The organism is Corynebacterium nasorum (genome assembly GCF_032821635.1).
GTDB lineage: Bacteria > Actinomycetota > Actinomycetes > Mycobacteriales > Mycobacteriaceae > Corynebacterium > Corynebacterium kefirresidentii.
Genome location: NZ_JAVBIE010000017.1, coordinates 15693 through 31099 on the forward strand (window position 1 = coordinate 15693; position 15407 = coordinate 31099).

At 59.0% G+C, this 15407-nt stretch carries 12 protein-coding genes and 2 pseudogenes; 11 read left to right on the forward strand and 3 right to left on the reverse strand.

Translation table 11 applies throughout. The features are described from left to right. The first annotated feature begins 453 nt into the window (after positions 1–453). From RAE07_RS11325 to RAE07_RS11340, 4 genes are all read left to right on the forward strand, one after another. The gene (locus tag RAE07_RS11325) at positions 454–687 is read left to right on the forward strand and encodes a hypothetical protein (protein WP_317001836.1); all 234 of its coding nucleotides are present in this window, start codon (positions 454–456) and stop codon (positions 685–687) included. Positions 688–903: 216 nt separating this feature from the next. Beyond that, a complete protein-coding gene (locus RAE07_RS11330; RefSeq protein ID WP_317001837.1) occupies positions 904–1980 on the forward strand; it encodes a hypothetical protein in 1077 nt (358 codons plus the stop codon). Next, entirely contained in the window at positions 1980–3740 is a 1761-nt protein-coding gene (locus RAE07_RS11335; RefSeq protein ID WP_317001838.1) for a hypothetical protein, read from the forward strand. The genes RAE07_RS11330 and RAE07_RS11335 overlap by 1 nt, the downstream gene beginning before the upstream one ends. 156 nt (positions 3741–3896) lie before the next feature. After that, a complete protein-coding gene (locus tag RAE07_RS11340; protein WP_317001844.1) occupies positions 3897–4778 on the forward strand; it encodes an abortive infection family protein in 882 nt (293 codons plus the stop codon). 470 nt (positions 4779–5248) lie between these two features. Here RAE07_RS11340 and RAE07_RS11345 read toward each other — a convergent pair. Further along, positions 5249–5625 (reverse strand): annotated as a pseudogene (locus RAE07_RS11345) (IS6 family transposase); the annotation flags it as partial. Between the two features lie 107 nt (positions 5626–5732). Here RAE07_RS11345 and RAE07_RS11350 point away from each other — a divergent pair. Next, positions 5733–6011 carry an exonuclease domain-containing protein gene (locus RAE07_RS11350; RefSeq protein ID WP_317001839.1) on the forward strand — a complete coding sequence of 93 codons (279 nt, stop codon included), beginning with the start codon at positions 5733–5735 and terminating at the stop codon, positions 6009–6011. On the opposite strand, the gene RAE07_RS11355 is transcribed toward RAE07_RS11350, so the two are convergent. Together RAE07_RS11355 and RAE07_RS11360 are read right to left on the reverse strand one after the other, a co-directional pair. Continuing rightward, positions 5989–7470 carry a multicopper oxidase domain-containing protein gene (locus RAE07_RS11355; RefSeq protein WP_317001840.1) on the reverse strand — a complete coding sequence of 494 codons (1482 nt, stop codon included), beginning with the start codon at positions 7468–7470 and terminating at the stop codon, positions 5989–5991. The two genes, RAE07_RS11350 and RAE07_RS11355, sit on opposite strands and share 23 nt — an antisense overlap. 71 nt (positions 7471–7541) lie before the next feature. Next, positions 7542–8117 (reverse strand): CueP family metal-binding protein, encoded by a 576-nt coding sequence (locus tag RAE07_RS11360; protein ID WP_200288444.1) that lies wholly within the window; start codon positions 8115–8117, stop codon positions 7542–7544. Between the two features lie 405 nt (positions 8118–8522). Between RAE07_RS11360 and copR the strand changes: the two genes are divergently transcribed. From copR to RAE07_RS11390, 6 genes and pseudogenes are all read left to right on the forward strand, one after another. Further along, positions 8523–9245: a two-component system response regulator CopR gene (gene copR / locus RAE07_RS11365; protein ID WP_284798823.1), complete on the forward strand. Its 723-nt coding sequence runs from the start codon at positions 8523–8525 to the stop codon at positions 9243–9245. Further along, positions 9242–10369 carry a two-component system sensor histidine kinase CopS gene (gene copS / locus RAE07_RS11370; RefSeq protein ID WP_317001841.1) on the forward strand — a complete coding sequence of 376 codons (1128 nt, stop codon included), beginning with the start codon at positions 9242–9244 and terminating at the stop codon, positions 10367–10369. Before copR ends, copS begins: the two co-directional genes overlap by 4 nt. A 138-nt stretch (positions 10370–10507) precedes the next feature. Further along, positions 10508–10834, forward strand: coding sequence for a heavy-metal-associated domain-containing protein (locus RAE07_RS11375; protein WP_238801655.1), 327 nt, complete (start codon positions 10508–10510; stop codon positions 10832–10834). Between the two features lie 51 nt (positions 10835–10885). Then, positions 10886–13120, forward strand: coding sequence for a copper-translocating P-type ATPase (locus RAE07_RS11380; protein ID WP_317001842.1), 2235 nt, complete (start codon positions 10886–10888; stop codon positions 13118–13120). Positions 13121–13213: 93 nt separating this feature from the next. Beyond that, positions 13214–13924 (forward strand): annotated as a pseudogene (locus tag RAE07_RS11385) (IS6 family transposase). A gap of 584 nt (positions 13925–14508) precedes the next feature. Next, positions 14509–15339, forward strand: coding sequence for an ABC transporter ATP-binding protein (locus RAE07_RS11390; RefSeq protein ID WP_317001843.1), 831 nt, complete (start codon positions 14509–14511; stop codon positions 15337–15339). Positions 15340–15407: the final 68 nt, after the last annotated feature.

Consider the following 15407-nt stretch of genomic DNA (forward strand, 5'->3'; position numbering starts at 1 on the left):
ATCCTGAACGTGATCATTGTTTGTTGGGGCGTTCGAGGGATACCGCAGCTTAGCTGCTGTCTAATCAAGTCGGGGTGCTGAAGGTGAATCTTGGCGTCTTGCCAGTGACGCATTTGGATTGGTATCTCAGTCAGAGTTTTTCGAATCATCTCAAACATTTTGCGCTAAAAATCGGAGGGAATCCTCCCTTTTACCTGGGAAAACATCTTGTTGTAATTTTTTTATTCCGTTTTTATGCAGATACCGGTTCCATCCGGTACTGTCTGTAATGGCTTCAAGGTTGAGTCAGCTTGAAGCCACGGGACATTACTGACTTTTACACGAAGCGAGCCCGGGACTAACCGCCCCATTACGGGTCCAACCACCGTAACGTGTGCAGCGAATCACTCGCTGCTGCCGGGAAACCGGCGAATGATTGTCAGATCATTACGGATGGTGTATAGGAGCTCGTTTATGGAAATTCCGCCCCCACATTTCGGCCGGAGAAAACCCCGTGTAGTCTCCGCGGATGAGTCAGTCCGTGTCGAGCTCATGCTTCCTGCACCAATAGTCCAGCGCCTAGCGTCTGAGTCTGCGGAAATTGGCTGCTCAATGTCGCGAATTATGGGGCGCTGGCTGCGGGATCTCGAGGTGCTCGACGGTGGGACCGAAGATTCGCATGAGGAAAGTGGGGGAACGCTGACCTAATAGCAATTATCGGACAAATCCGAAACATAATCAGGGCCCGATCCTGCAAGATCGCGCCCTGTGGTCGCCGACGTTCTGCAAAACGTTGAGCGAAAGAATCCAATCAATTCACTGCAAGTTACATGAATGGAGATGCGTCTATCTTGTCATGCCTCAAAATATTTAGCAACAGTATCACCCGATTCAACGCCTCAAGCACGAGGGTGGTGAGCGCGCGTGGGTAGATTCACGGCTCTTGCAGCAGCACCAGTGGTCGTCGAGGAATCAAAGCGTAGCAGTACTCCTGCTGTGTCGGTGATTGGTCAGGCATCCCCGTCGAGGGTGCGCCGCCTTACTCGACGCACGCTTCCTGATACAGATCGCTATCTGCGACTGAGGGAGATCGGAATCCAGCGCCCAGCGGGACCACTGCGGAGTGACGCCATCGACCGTGCGGCCCTTGTCCAAGCACACACCCGAGCTATAGATGAGGTCGCTGATGCCAAGGCGGCCCGCGTTGTAGCGCGATATCTCTACGATGAGGCGCTTTTGTTCAACAGTGTTGACGAAGAGCGAGCGCTGACACGGCCTGCCGTGGATAAATGGCTCTTTCGGGATGATGTCTTTTCTCGCAGGTCACAGCGCACTTATCGGACAATTCTTTATGCTGCAGGCCGGGTCTTGTATCCTCATGAGTTTCCTGAGCCGCATCGTCAACGAGGACCGCGCCGCAAAGCGGTCCCGGCCGCGCGCCTGTCACTGGAGACCGAGCTGTATGCGATTGCTCCGAACCTCCGACCGATGCTGCGCGCGCAACTGCTGACGATCTTAGATCTGACTACCGGGGCCGGCCTGTCGTCTCAGGAGATCCGTCACCTGCGGGGCAGCGACATTTCCCCTCTTGAGCTGCCAGAGCGCACGGTGGTCCAGATTGCTGTGAGGAAAAAGGGTGTTGTCTCTCGTGTGGTGCCGGTCGTATGCCCAGTTCGAGGTCATCGCCTTTTGACTCGTGCACGCGAGGTCGGCAACGGATATGTATTTCCTATTGTTGGGGAAACTATGCCTCGAAATGCGATTTGTCATGTTTCGGAAGAGCTCGTTGAGCAGGGTTTTCCCGGATTTAATGCGGCAGCGCTGCGGAATCGGTGGGTGGTAAAACTGGCCTCCGACCCGGGGGTTCCGGCTGCGATGCTGATGAAAATGGCAGGCATTGCTGACCTGCGGGTTTTGCATGATCTGGAAGCCGACCTGCCGACGTTTACACCGGAAGACGAGGCAAAAGCCCTGCTGCACTGCGAAGGGGAGATCCTCTGATGACCGTGGTAATCCAAGATCAACGGATGATAATTTCCCCCGATTTCGTTGAGAACTGTGCTGCCATTATTGAAAAATCCGGTGCTCACCAAATGATTGATTTCTATTTTCACCAGGACCGTGGCGTGGGCGGACGGAGATCCACCGGCCCGAAATACTCAATGCTGGCGGTGCTTACCGTGGGGTTGGCCCTGATTAGGATTCGGCGTGTGCCCTCGATGGCAGAGATTTGGCGCACCCTATGGACTCTAGACCCTGCCCAACAGGAGCGGCTTGGCTTAGATCTTTCCTGTGGCGAGGGGACCTACAGGGCTTTTGCCATGTGGCTAACACGGCGGCTTGAACCACTTGATTCACTGCCGGATGCTCCTGCGCGTCGTGTGAAAAATGGGGATCATCGTCGAATGATGGCTTCGCGTTCTCCGGAGCAAGAGCAAGCCTCCGAGGTTGCGTCCGAGAGGCTCCACCAGGTGGTTAACGCCCTGGTGGCAGGCTCAATCCATGAGCAAGCCCCCAAGGGGTATCGAGGCGATATCATCGCCGACGAAACCATCATCGACCTGGCAGGCCAGTCGATGGGGCTAGGCAGCCGGGACACGAAACATCGAGGTGCCGCGTACTCGGGTGCTTACTATATCCGCGATCGCGAGGATCACTCCCTGCACGCCGAGCTGGGTACCCGGCGTAGTACCAAAGGTGGCGTGGCCGTTGGCATTACTGCGGTGTGTCGCGTCGGACCACCGAAAGCGGTGTACTCGGTTGCCCCGGTGATTACGGGGATTTCGATTGATAAACCAAGCTCAGGTTCGGTGCAGGGTTTAGCGCGTGCTATTCGTTTTCATCAAGAAAATGGTTTTGACCAGCGCATTAAGCGTGGACGTGTGCCGTTGCTGACCGTCGATATGGGCTATAACGTGAAAAAGCACTTTAATGACGAGCTTCTTGCCGCAGGCTATGCTCCGGTGGTTCGCTATCCCACATCCTGGCGTACTGTTTTTGCATCTGACAGCGCTGCAGGGGACGAGCCTGCTAGTGGCCCTGTGCAAATTGCGGGCGAATTTTATTGTCCTGCTGCGCGTGCGATCGCAGGCGACGGGAAGATTGTCCGACGCACGATGGAGCTGCTTGGAGAGGACGATGGTTTTGAGCGCCACGATGCTCGACTCGAAGCTCTGTTTCCGCTGATTATGGGCACGAATTCGAGGCCTTATCGGGCGCGTCAAGGCCGTGGCCGCCCTCGTAAGCAGGAAGACAACTCAGAGAAGCCGGTGAAAATAGATTTGGTATGCCCGGCTGTGCAGGGACGCGTGCGATGCCCGCTCAAACCGGCGTCGATGACGCTCGCATCCGAGGAAGCCCCAGTAATTTCACCTAGCTGGAGTGCAGATCACTATAAATGCTGCGCGCGGTCAAGTATTACCCACACACTTACCCCTGAGCAGTGGAAACGTTCCCAGTGGGGGCTCGTTCCTGGCTCCTGGGAGCATGCGACTTATTATGAAGCAGCTCGCGCTATTACCGAGCAACGTTTTTCGATTATGAAATCGCCGCACGTTACTGGCATGGAATCCTTCAAGCGAGGTGTGAGGCGTGAGCCGATGCTCTACATCACGCTCGCGCTGTGGGTGGCCTCGACGAATCTTGCGATCCAAGAGTCATTCGAGCGGAAAACCGCAGGTCAGGACTCGATGACACGACGGCTCCGTATGGTTCGTGAGGACACTGGCCGAGACCTAGCCAAAGTCCCGCCTCGAACGTAATTGTGTACCTGAGGGTCCTACGTATAACTGATTCTGTCTGGGGTGTTTGCGGGCTGAGGATATAGGGCGTCAGTGGCCCGCAAATCGAAGTTGATGGAGTCAGAAGTCGCGGTTTAGGTCAAAGACTGCGGGGTACGATAACGATAATTGGACCTGATGAATGGTAGAGGTGGAATGGAACCGAAAGAGCTTGTACCTGTAGGTATTCGTGTCTTTGTGCGTGATATGACCAGCGGCATTGTGCTTCGTGAAATTCGAAGCATGTGGGAGTCGGAGGGATTTGCTGAGCCTTCTTCGATAGAACCAATCGGAGGGGAGAGGGTGTCCTTGTATGAAGCCTATATTCGTCAAGTCGACTGGACGTCTCACGGGGAGGTCGCACGTGCTCTAAGGGTTTTTCAAGAGACTCTGTTGGAAGTTTGGAATGGATGGTCAGAAGAATACCTGGCTCTCCGTGACAGGGAGTTTGGCAAGCTCACGCGAAAAATTGAGGCTGCGGGTCTTGAAGTTTCGGACAAGTGGCTGATTCAAATGCCGCAGCGTCTTGAGATTTCGCCAGAAGATTTGCAAGGTTTAACCGATCCGGGTGCTATTTTTGTCCACTTAGATCGTCTCTCTGGGGCCTTACGCGATTCGGATCCAGAATTGGTTATTGGACAAGCGAAGGAACTTGTTGAAACCACAGCAAAGTTGATCCTCAACGAGCGAAAGGTTGAATACGACCCGAAACTCGAAATGAGACCTTTACTCAGAAAAGCCCAGCACTCCATTGGATTGTCGGACGGAAATCAACAGCTCGGGCCGGACAAGCTTCAGGCTGTAAGGCAGATACTTAATGGTGCCGGTAATGTTGCCATGGGGCTTGCAGAATTGCGCAACAGTTATGGGACTGGGCACGGACCTGGGAGTTTGCGGTCAGGTTTAGAGCAGCGGCATGCGGAGCTGGCAGTGAATGCCGCTCGTCTTTGGTGTGAGATGATGCTTACAACCTTTTCCTCCGAAAGCGCGCCTTGGCGTTTTGAGGATTCAAACACGTGAGACTGACTTCCTAGTGGTGAAATCTTGTCCACTAAAAGCTCTGGACAATTTTATAAGACAAATGTTCTAAAGCTCGTCTGGCCATGCTGGGCGAGCTTTTCTCATGTCCGCAGTATGTGCCAGGCCAAAGAGACAAGTGGACAGGCGGTGATTCTAGGGCCTATTTCGCGGCCGATTGAAGAGCCCAAATAGCGGAATTAATTCTCGGGAGATTTCATATCGGCAGCTCGCGATACGCTTCTTGAAAAGCCATGTTGAGCTGCCATCGTGAACATCACACCATGAGCAGTTGTACAAACTGCGACACCGGAGGTAACAAACTCGAAAGGGTTCGTGACCTCCGGTTTATTTCTTTTTCTGAACTTTTCCGGTCGAGGATTGTAAGTGTGGGGATTTACATCCTAACTCCCGCTCTCGGCTTTCGTACTTTTGTTTTCGATGGTGTCAACAACTCATCTTGCTTGTTGTCATGATCTGACGGCCTTGGCCAGGAAACACTTCGCTGCGGCCACGTTTCGCTCCGAAGAGAGGTAAAAGTCCAGGGTCTGACCACCGGCGGTAATCGCCCGATAGAGGCAGCACCACCTGCCGCCGACCCGGATATAGGTCCCATCCGCCCGCCAAGAACTGGCCTGCCAGTCAGGTACCTGCCGGTACCACCGTGTTTGCTGGTCCAGCTCAGGCGCGTATTTCTGGACCCAGCGGTAGATCCTGGTGTGATCGACCGGCACGCCCCGCTCGGTCATCATTTCCTCCAGAGCGCGGTAGCTCACCCCGTAGCGGCAGTACCACCGCACTGCCCATAGAATGATGTCACGGGGAAATGACAACCGGAGAAGATACCCATGGCTGTGATTACATCACGTCGCTCTTCCTACTGCCCCAACTTTGCAACAGCACCTGTTCGATAGCGTTTAGGCGGGCATGTCGGTATGGGCCTCTAGGCTTGAGGGCATGGGCTTTTTAGAAAACCTCCTGAACTGCTACGCCCCGCGCACACCGGGCAAGCCGGTCTTTGCGGTCATTGATACCGAAACCACCGGCTTTAACAAGCGCTACGACCGCATCATTGGACTTGCTGCCGTGCGCGCTGATGCATACTTCAATCCCGTTGACTCCTGGCACACATTGCTCACCCCTGACACCAACGCCGTGTTCACTACTCGGGGGACACCCCCGCCCACCTCGGCATTCAACCCTGCTGTGGGGGTTACTCGTAGCGAAGCGAGCTGAGCATCCCGGTTTCCATGTGATAGGCGTTATGGCAGTGAAATGCCCACTCACCGGGGTTGTCAGCGATCAGGTCGGCGATCATGGTTTCACCGTGGCGGAGAAGGACGGTGTCCTTGCGTAGCCCGCCGCTGCCGGGCAGCGCCCACGTGTGGCCGTGGATGTGCATGGGATGGGGCATCATGGTCCTGTTGTGCATGACCATCCGCAGGCGCTGGCCCTCCTGCACGGTCGCGGAGGAGGATTGGCCGTCGGTGAGAATGCTCCATTCATATGGCATCATCTGCCCGCCCAGGTCGATGCTGACTTCTCGGTCTGGTGTGTCCTCGGGCAGGAGTGCACGGTCTGCTGGCTTCAGGGAGGACAGAAGCAGTCCGGTGGACGACAACTCGGGGAAGTCGACATCGGGGTGGGGGGCTTGGCCACCGGCGGTGCGGATGACGGCGAAGGCGCGGTCGTCTTTACCCACCGCCAAAGCCGTGAGCGGGAAGATGCCGTCGCCGAGGATGACCTCGACGTCGACACGCTCGCCCATCGACAGGTAGATCGATTCGGTCTCCCGGGGCTGGACGGGGAAGCCGTCGGTGTGGGTGACGGTCATGCGGTGACCACCGAGGGCCACCTTGAAGATGGTGTCACTGCCGGAGTTGATAAACCGCAGGCGGGCCTTGTCGCCCGGGCGAGCCTCGAAGGTCCGGTGAGCACGGGGGATACGTCCGTTGATGAGGTAGTGCGGATACATCACATCGCCGGCATCCCCGCCCAGTACCCGGTCCGGGGTGCCGTGCATCATCTGGCCGTGACCTCCCATCCCCTTCTTCCCGTTATGGTCGCCCGAACCCATTCCGGTGAGCTTGTCGAGCTCATCGTCGGGAGTGCCCTGAATGCCATCGACCCAGTCGTCGAGCACGATGGTCCACTCGACGTCCTGGTCCTCAGCGTCTTGTGGGTCACGGACGATCAGTGGGGCGTGGAGGCCGCGATCAAGCTGCAGGCCGGAGTGGGAATGGTAGAAGTAGGTGCCACCGTGGGGGACTTCAAAAACATAGGAGAAAGACTCGCCAGGTTCAATGGGGTCCTGGGTCATGCCGGGCACACCGTCGGCTGCGTTGTGGAGTGCGATGCCATGCCAGTGGATGGAGGTGCTCTCAGGCAGTTCATTGGTGATATCGACCTGGAGGACATCGCCGGCGGTGGCCTCAATGGCCGCATCCCCGGTGTCAGAGACGTATCCCCACGTCTTGGCTTCGATACCGCCGATATCCAGAGAGAGGGGCCGGGCGGTCAGTGTCCGGCGCACCGTCGGCTCACCGAGCGCAGTGCGGGTGGGAGTGGGGCGAAGAGAGGAACCTGGTGCCGAGGCAGCGGGTCCAGGGTCGCTGGTGCAGGCGGCCACGGCCCCGGTGCCGGCGAGGACGAGCCCACCGAGCAGAAACTGTCGTCGGGAAAATCCGTTCATCATGATTTAACCTTCCTTGGTGTTAGATTTCAGTGACACGGGAGACAGGCGCAGGTGAGGACCCTGCTGAGCCATCACGTCAGGTGCAGGTCTGTGACACAGGTGGCACCGTCGTCGGCGGTGGAAAACTCCGCGGTGCCGGTACGCCCCTGGTAGCTGACCTCAATCAGGCCGGTGGCATCATCGGGAAGCCAGAAGCCAATAAACCCGTTGTCGAAGGTGGTTGTCGCCTCGTCCACCAGCACCTCACCGGTCGCCTCATCGGTGATCGTGACCTGGATATCCTCATTGCCGAGTTCCCCCAGGCAGGTCGTGAGGCTGTGGTAGAAGCAGTCGTGGGTGGAGGTGAGATAGGGTGCGATCGAGACATACGTCTGATTGTCGGGAAGATCGACCACGACTTCCTGGTCATCGCTCGAGAGCAGCAGTTCATCGGCACGCACTGAGGCTTTCAGATCCGTGGGACGCTCAGTGACCTTCTGCCGGTCGAGGTGATCAATGATCTCCACCGCGTCCATGTCGGCCAGGCCATGGGTAGTCAGGAATGCATCCTGGGATACCGTCCCGTCGGCGGTGGGTTCCGGGTCGGCAGCCGAACACCCCGTGAGGGCGAGGGCAAGGGCGGCGGCTGCGATCACTGCTCGTTTCACGTCAATCTCCTTGGATCGTGGTAAGACCGTGAGAAGACACCGCCTCAAGGTCGATGCCATACCTTTGTCTAGCACGGGTGCCTGACGGACTAGAAATCAAAAACCCTGCTCGCAGCCTTATAACAGGGCGAAAAAGGGGGTGGACTCGGTGGGCTGGGTCACCACCGGAACACCACCCCACAGCCGTGGGCGATGTCCTTCTACCCGCCCCGGGTATGCGGTGCAGGCAGTGAAATCCCTGGTGGCGCCTGCTGAACCGACCAGGGGAGGCGATGCCGCTGGCCCGGGGTGGGGCACAGTGGTGACGGCGGTCGAAGGGTGATGTTTGAAGATTTGATGAAGATTTCCCCGCCGGGCACTGAGCGAGGGTGGTATTCCCCCCTCACCGGAGCGATACTGGGGTCTATGGCTGACCGCACACCGACCACCGCCACGCCCCCGGGGCGGGTGCTGGTCGTCGATGATGAACAACCCCTGGCTCAGATGGTGGCCTCCTACCTCATCCGGGCCGGCTTCGATACCCGCCAGGCGCACACCGGTACCCAGGCCGTGGACGACGCCCGTCGCTTTTCCCCCGATGTTGTGGTGCTGGATCTGGGGCTGCCCGAACTCGACGGCCTGGAGGTGTGCCGACGGATCCGCACCTTCTCGGACTGCTACATCCTCATGCTCACCGCGCGTGGCAGCGAGGACGATAAGATCAGCGGTTTGACCCTGGGGGCGGATGACTACATCACCAAACCTTTTAGCATCCGGGAACTGGTGACCCGAGTGCATGCGGTGCTGCGCCGCCCGCGCACCAGCACCACCCCACCGCAGGTGACCACCCCCTTGATCGTTGGTGACCTCATCCTTGACCCCGTCGCCCATCAGGTGCGGGTGGGGGAGACGACCGTGGAGCTCACCCGCACGGAGTTCGAGCTGCTGGTTGCCCTGGCCCTGCGCCCCGGCCAGGTGCTGACCCGCCACGACCTGGTCACCGAGGTCTGGGACACCACCTGGGTCGGTGATGAACGCATCGTCGATGTCCACATCGGCAACTTGCGTCGCAAGCTCGGCACCGACACCCAGGGCCGGGGGTTTATCGACACCGTGCGTGGCGTGGGCTACCGGGTGGGGCTGCCATGAATCACGGACCCGGCCTGACCTTCCGCTTCCTGGCCGCCCAGGTGTTGGTCGTGGTGATTAGCCTGCTGGTGGCCGCGGCCGTGGCCACGATGGTGGGCCCGACCCTGTTCCATGATCATATGTTGATGACCGGCCGGGAGGACCCCTCGCTGGAGCTGTTCCATGCCGAGCAGGCCTACCGGGGAGCCAACCTGATCACTCTGGCCGTCGCCCTGCCCACCGCCTTGATCAGCGCCCTGCTGGCCAGCCTGTGGTTATCGCGTCGTCTGCGCACCCCCCTGCAGGATCTCACCCGCGCCGCTACCAATCTGACGGCCGGCAACTCCCGTATCCGCGTGCCCGCCGGAAAAGCAGGCCCCGAGGTCACCACCCTGGCGCATGCCTTCAACACCATGGCCGACCGGCTGGAACACACCGAACAGGTCCGCCGCCAGATGCTCTCTGATCTGGCCCACGAAATGGGCACCCCCTTATCGGTGCTCACGGTCTACCTCGATGGTCTCCAGGACGGGGTCGTGGACTGGAATAATGCCACCCACACGATCATGGCTGACCAACTCACCCGCCTGACCCGGTTGATGGAAGACATCGACGATGTCTCCCGGGCCCAGGAACGCCGGATCGATTTGGACCTGGCGGAGGAAGGGCTCGGGGATCTGCTCCATACCGCCGCTGCTGCCGCGGGGGAAGCTTATGCTGACAAAGGCGTCGATTTACAGGTCGAGACCATTACAGACACCGCCCGGGTGTTCGTGGACCGGCAACGCTTCGGCCAGGTGATGAGCAATCTGCTGTCGAACGCGCTACGGCACACCCCGGCTGGCGGGCAGGTCCGGATCAGCGTCCACCGACAGGGGGCGTCCACCGCGCTCATCCACGTCGCCGATGACGGCGAGGGCATCCCACCTGACCAGCTCAGATACATCTTCGAACGCTTCTACCGGGGGGATGCCGCCCGCAGCCGGGACGACGGCGGGTCCGGTATCGGTCTGACCATCTCCAAGGCATTGATCGAGGCCCACGGTGGCACTCTCACCGCCACCTCCCCCGGACCCGGTCGCGGAGCGGTGTTTGCCCTCCGCCTCCCGCTGTCCCCTCCCGACAGTGAGGAGGCTGCTCGGTGACCACACCCTGCCCCGCGTGAGGGCCGCGCCCTCCACCCTTGAAAATATACCCCGGGGGGTATGCTGAAAATATACCCCCTGGGGGTATACGCTAGAGGGCGGCATCGCCGCACCCCACCGAACCGAAGGAGCTTTTCCATGATCACCTCCCCGCCCCGCCTTTTGCCGATGGCCTCCCACGGTTGCAGCTGTTGCGGACCTGCCTCACGTGCAGACACTGCCTCCATCCCTGCCGCCAGCGACTCGTCAGCAGGAGGGTCCTCCCCTAGCTACCAGGTCACCGGCCTGACCTGCGGGCACTGCGCGAAAAGCGTGACCCAGGCCCTTCAGACTCTCCCCCAGGTCGACGACGTCCAGATTGATCTCGCTGCTGGTGGTGTTTCCACCGTCACAGTCACCGGTGTCGTACCTCCGGAGATGGTTCGCCGGGCCATCGAGGAGGCCGGCTACACCGTCTTATCCTGATCAGTTTTACCCATCATCTCGACCCCGACCGGGTTGAGCGAAAGGAACGTCATGAGCACTCCCCACCATTCCGGTGATCACCATGGTGATCACCCCACTCCGGAAACAGACCACACCCACCACCCGGATCATGCCAGCCACGAACACCACGCAGATGCCGACACTCACGGCCAGGCGATGCCCCACGATCACCCGCATTCCGCCCCGGACGAAGACCACCACGTTCATGGTCACGGCGAACACGCTGGACACAGCACCGCAATGTTTCGCGACCGCTTCTGGTGGTCGCTGATTCTGTCCATTCCCGTCGTTATTTTCAGCCCCATGGTCGCCCACCTGCTCGGCTACCACCTCCCGGCATTCCCCGGATCCACCTGGATCCCCCCGGTGCTGGGCACGATCATCTTCGTCTACGGCGGAACGCCTTTCCTCAAGGGCGGATGGAAAGAACTGAAATCCCGCCAACCCGGGATGATGCTCCTGATCGCCATGGCCATCACCGTGGCGTTTGTCGCCTCCTGGGTCACCACTCTGGGGCTGGGCGGTTTTGAGCTGGACTTCTGGTGGGAGCTGGCCCTGCTGGTGACCATCATGCTGCTGGGCCACTGGCTGGAGATGTCCGCTCTCGGGGCCGCGTCCTCCGCGCTTGATGCGCTGGCTGCCCTGCTGCCGGATGAGGCCGAGAAAGTCATCGACGGGACCACCCGCACCGTGGCCATCTCCGAGCTGGTCGTCGACGACGTCGTGCTGGTGAGGGCCGGTGCCCGGGTGCCGGCCGACGGAACCATCCTCGACGGAGCCGCCGAATTCGATGAGGCGATGATCACCGGCGAATCTCGTCCCATCTTCCGCGACACCGGTGACAAGGTGGTCGCCGGTACCGTGGCCACCGACAACACCGTCCGCATCCGGGTGGAGGCTACCGGCGGGGACACCGCCTTGGCCGGGATCCAACGCATGGTTGCCGACGCCCAGGAGTCCTCCTCCCGGGCCCAGGCCCTGGCGGATCGGGCGGCGGCGTTGTTGTTCTGGTTCGCGCTGATCTCCGCTCTGATCACCGCGGTGGTGTGGACCATCATCGGCAGCCCGGACGATGCCGTGGTGCGCACAGTCACGGTGCTGGTCATCGCCTGCCCGCACGCCCTGGGCCTGGCGATTCCGCTGGTCATTGCGATCTCCAGCGAGCGGGCTGCGAAATCCGGGGTGCTCATCAAGGACCGGATGGCGCTCGAGCGGATGCGCACCATCGACGTGGTGCTCTTCGACAAAACCGGCACCCTGACCGAGGGTGCGCACGCGGTCACCGGTGTCGCGGCAGCTGTCGGCGTCACCGAGGCCGAGCTGCTGGCCCTAGCCGCCGCCGCGGAGGCCGACAGCGAGCACCCCGTGGCCCGCGCCATCGTGGCAGCCGCGGCCGCCCATCCCAAGGCCTCCCGTCGGCAAATCCGTGCAACTGGTTTCAGCGCCGCCTCCGGCCGAGGGGTCCGGGCCACTGTCGATGGCGCTGAGATCCTCGTGGGCGGGCCGAACATGCTGCGCGAGTTCAACCTCACCACCCCGGCCGAGCTCACCGACACCACCAGCGCCTGGACCGGGCGTGGGGCCGGTGTGCTCCATATTGTCCGCGACGGTCAGATCATCGGTGCGGTGGCCGTCGAGGACAAGATCCGCCCCGAATCCCGCGCCGCCGTGAAAGCCCTGCAGGACCGCGGGGTGAAGGTCGCGATGATCACCGGCGACGCGCAGCAGGTGGCCCAGGCGGTTGGTCAGGACCTAGGCATTGATGAGGTCTTCGCCGAGGTCCTACCCCAGGACAAAGATACCAAGGTCACGCAGCTACAGGACCGGGGTTTGAGCGTGGCCATGGTCGGTGACGGTGTCAATGACGCCCCCGCTCTGACCCGCGCGGACGTCGGTATCGCCATCGGTGCCGGCACGGATGTGGCTATGGAATCTGCCGGGGTGGTCCTAGCCAGTGATGACCCGCGGGCAGTGCTGTCGATGATTGAGCTGTCCCAGGCCAGCTATCGCAAGATGATCCAGAACCTGATCTGGGCCTCTGGCTATAACATCCTCGCCGTGCCGTTGGCTGCCGGAGTGCTCGCCTCGATCGGGTTCGTGCTGTCCCCGGCCGTGGGCGCGATCTTGATGTCTGCCTCGACCATCGTGGTGGCCCTGAACGCCCAGCTGCTGCGCCGCATTGATCTGGATCCGGCTCGCCTGGCTTCGACCGAGTCGAAGGAGGAACACACCACGCCTACTCCGGCATCCACCGCCGTCCACTGATCCACCACTTCTCTCCACTGCCCCCATATGACCCTGAAAGGTGCTGTTGCAAAGTTGGGGCAGTAGGAAGAGCGACGTGATGTAATCACAGCCATGGGTATCTTCTCCGGTTGTCATTTCCCCGTGACATCATTCTATGGGCAGTGCGGTGGTACTGCCGCTACGGGGTGAGCTACCGCGCTCTGGAGGAAATGATGACTTCAGCGGGGCGTGCCGGTCGATCACACCACGATCTACCGCTGGGTCCAGAAATACGCGCCTGAGCTGGACCAGCAAACACGGCGGTACCGGCAGGTACCTGACTGGCAGGCCAGTTCCTGGCGGGCGGATGGGACCTATATCCGGGTCGGCGGCAGGTGGTGCTGCCTCTATCGGGCGATCACCGCCGGTGGTCAGACCCTGGACTTTTACCTCTCTTCGAAGCGAAACGTGGCCGCAGCGAAGCGTTTCCTGGCCAAGGCCGTCAGATCCAATGCGTCAGCCGGGTATCTCAGAGTGATCAACGCCGATAAAGCACCCTCCCTTGCCAGGGCAATCGCCGAGTTGAAGTCAGAGGGAATCTGCCCGCCAACAATGGAACACCGGTAGGTGAAATACCTCAACAACATCCTGGAAGGCGACCATGGTCGGCTGAAGCGGATCCTCGGGCCGAAAGGCGCGTTTAAGAACCGGACATCTGTATATCGGACGTTGAAAGGGATGGAGGCGATGCAATCATTGTGGAAAGGGCAAGGCGCGATGTTTGCCTACGGGCAACCGAACCCGGACGCGGTGATCGTCAACCAGGTCTTCGAGACGACCTAACAACGCCCACACGCAGCGGCCATCAGGGAATGAGAAACTGAGTCTTCGCTGCTCTCCGCCCAACTTTGCAACAACACCTGTTCGGAAAAGCTAATCCAGCTGCACGGGGGCGTGTTGAAATGCTTCCGCCGGCTGGAATGATGGTGGGTGCTATTTTGGCTGGGCTGTTACTGGAGTATTCCGGTTTCTTATCGGTGACAGTTACTTTTATCCTCGTGTCAGTCGTAGCAGTACTTACGCTCTTTGCCCTGGGTAAGAACTCCATTGCGATAGGCGTTAAACAGCGGTGAGCGATTATATATTCGACCTTGATGGGACTATTTAATCAGGTGAGTACGCTTATTTGTCGATGGTAAATATGGCAAGCAGCAAAGTTACTCCCGACGTGTCTACTTTCCGAGGGTCAGGCCCACAGTTTACATTGGTGTCCAAACCGTAATGCTGTTTATGACCATGATCAGCAAAGCGTTGAGAATGCTACTATCGCAATCATTCTCGGATGATGACATTGCACATCTCGACTGCTTTAACGTCGTCCGCCGTAAGTCTAGGCAGCTTCGTCGTCAACTAAAGGACAGTGGGTCATGTCAGAACTTGTACGACTAGAGCGTCTCTGTAAGTCCTATCCTAATCGAGAAAAGCCCGCAGTCGACAACGTTTCGCTAAATATCGACAGGGGTAGTGTCTACGGTTTAATTGGGCGCAACGGTTCAGGAAAGAGCAGCTTAGCTCGTATCCTCACCGGCATACTACGCCCTACTTCCGGCCACATTTGGATAAATGAAAGCAGAGATGCGTCCGCAACCACTCACTGGCAGAGGTCAAACGTCGCATATTTGTCGCAATCTCCGCTAGCCCTAAACACCATGACTGTAGAGGAATCAATGAATTTCTTTGGTCGGCTGTACGGGACGAAGTCATCGAACAAGCAGCAGAAACATCTCCTAGAAAAGCTAGGCATTCTTCGATTCCGCAATCGAGAGGTGAGATCGCTATCTGGTGGACAAAGTAAACTTGTCCAACTTGCAATCGCTATCTCCTCAAACCGCCCTTTCGTCATTCTGGATGAGCCCACGAATGAGCTGGATGCGTTAAATCGCCGTCTAGTATGGGACGAAATTGAGGCACTCTCTCATAAGGGAGTTACCGTATTGGTAATCACTCATGCAGTTTCCGAAGTTGAATCCTGCCTAACTCATCTCGGAATTATGGATAAAGGGCGGCTCATTGCCAACGGCACGGTTAACCAAGTCATGCAAAACGTTCAAAATAGACGAACCATTGCGTACCGCACTGAGTCCAATAGTGATAAAAGTTCAGAACCTTGCGAGCAGATAGTAGGTGTCGACGAAGTTCCGAGAATGGGCCTGACCCCCGGAAAGTGGACACGTCGGGGGTTAGCTATGCTGCTCTAGTCAGTGTAGCTGAATTCTCGGCTTCAAAGACGTCAGGAGCTGAAAGATTGCACCAGGAGTGCCGTCGG

What these genes read in the sequence shown, in the direction of transcription:
- RAE07_RS11325 (WP_317001836.1), top strand. Translation starts at nt 454, where the DNA reads ATGGAAATTCCGCCCCCACATTTCGGCCGGAGAAAACCCCGTGTAGTC.
- RAE07_RS11335 (WP_317001838.1), top strand. Translation starts at nt 1,980, where the DNA reads ATGACCGTGGTAATCCAAGATCAACGGATGATAATTTCCCCCGATTTC.
- RAE07_RS11340 (WP_317001844.1), top strand. Translation starts at nt 3,897, where the DNA reads ATGAATGGTAGAGGTGGAATGGAACCGAAAGAGCTTGTACCTGTAGGT.
- RAE07_RS11350 (WP_317001839.1), top strand. Translation starts at nt 5,733, where the DNA reads ATGGGCTTTTTAGAAAACCTCCTGAACTGCTACGCCCCGCGCACACCG.
- RAE07_RS11355 (WP_317001840.1), bottom strand. Translation starts at nt 7,470, where the DNA reads ATGATGAACGGATTTTCCCGACGACAGTTTCTGCTCGGTGGGCTCGTC.
- copR (WP_284798823.1), top strand. Translation starts at nt 8,523, where the DNA reads ATGGCTGACCGCACACCGACCACCGCCACGCCCCCGGGGCGGGTGCTG.
- copS (WP_317001841.1), top strand. Translation starts at nt 9,242, where the DNA reads ATGAATCACGGACCCGGCCTGACCTTCCGCTTCCTGGCCGCCCAGGTG.
- RAE07_RS11375 (WP_238801655.1), top strand. Translation starts at nt 10,508, where the DNA reads ATGATCACCTCCCCGCCCCGCCTTTTGCCGATGGCCTCCCACGGTTGC.
- RAE07_RS11380 (WP_317001842.1), top strand. Translation starts at nt 10,886, where the DNA reads ATGAGCACTCCCCACCATTCCGGTGATCACCATGGTGATCACCCCACT.
- RAE07_RS11390 (WP_317001843.1), top strand. Translation starts at nt 14,509, where the DNA reads ATGTCAGAACTTGTACGACTAGAGCGTCTCTGTAAGTCCTATCCTAAT.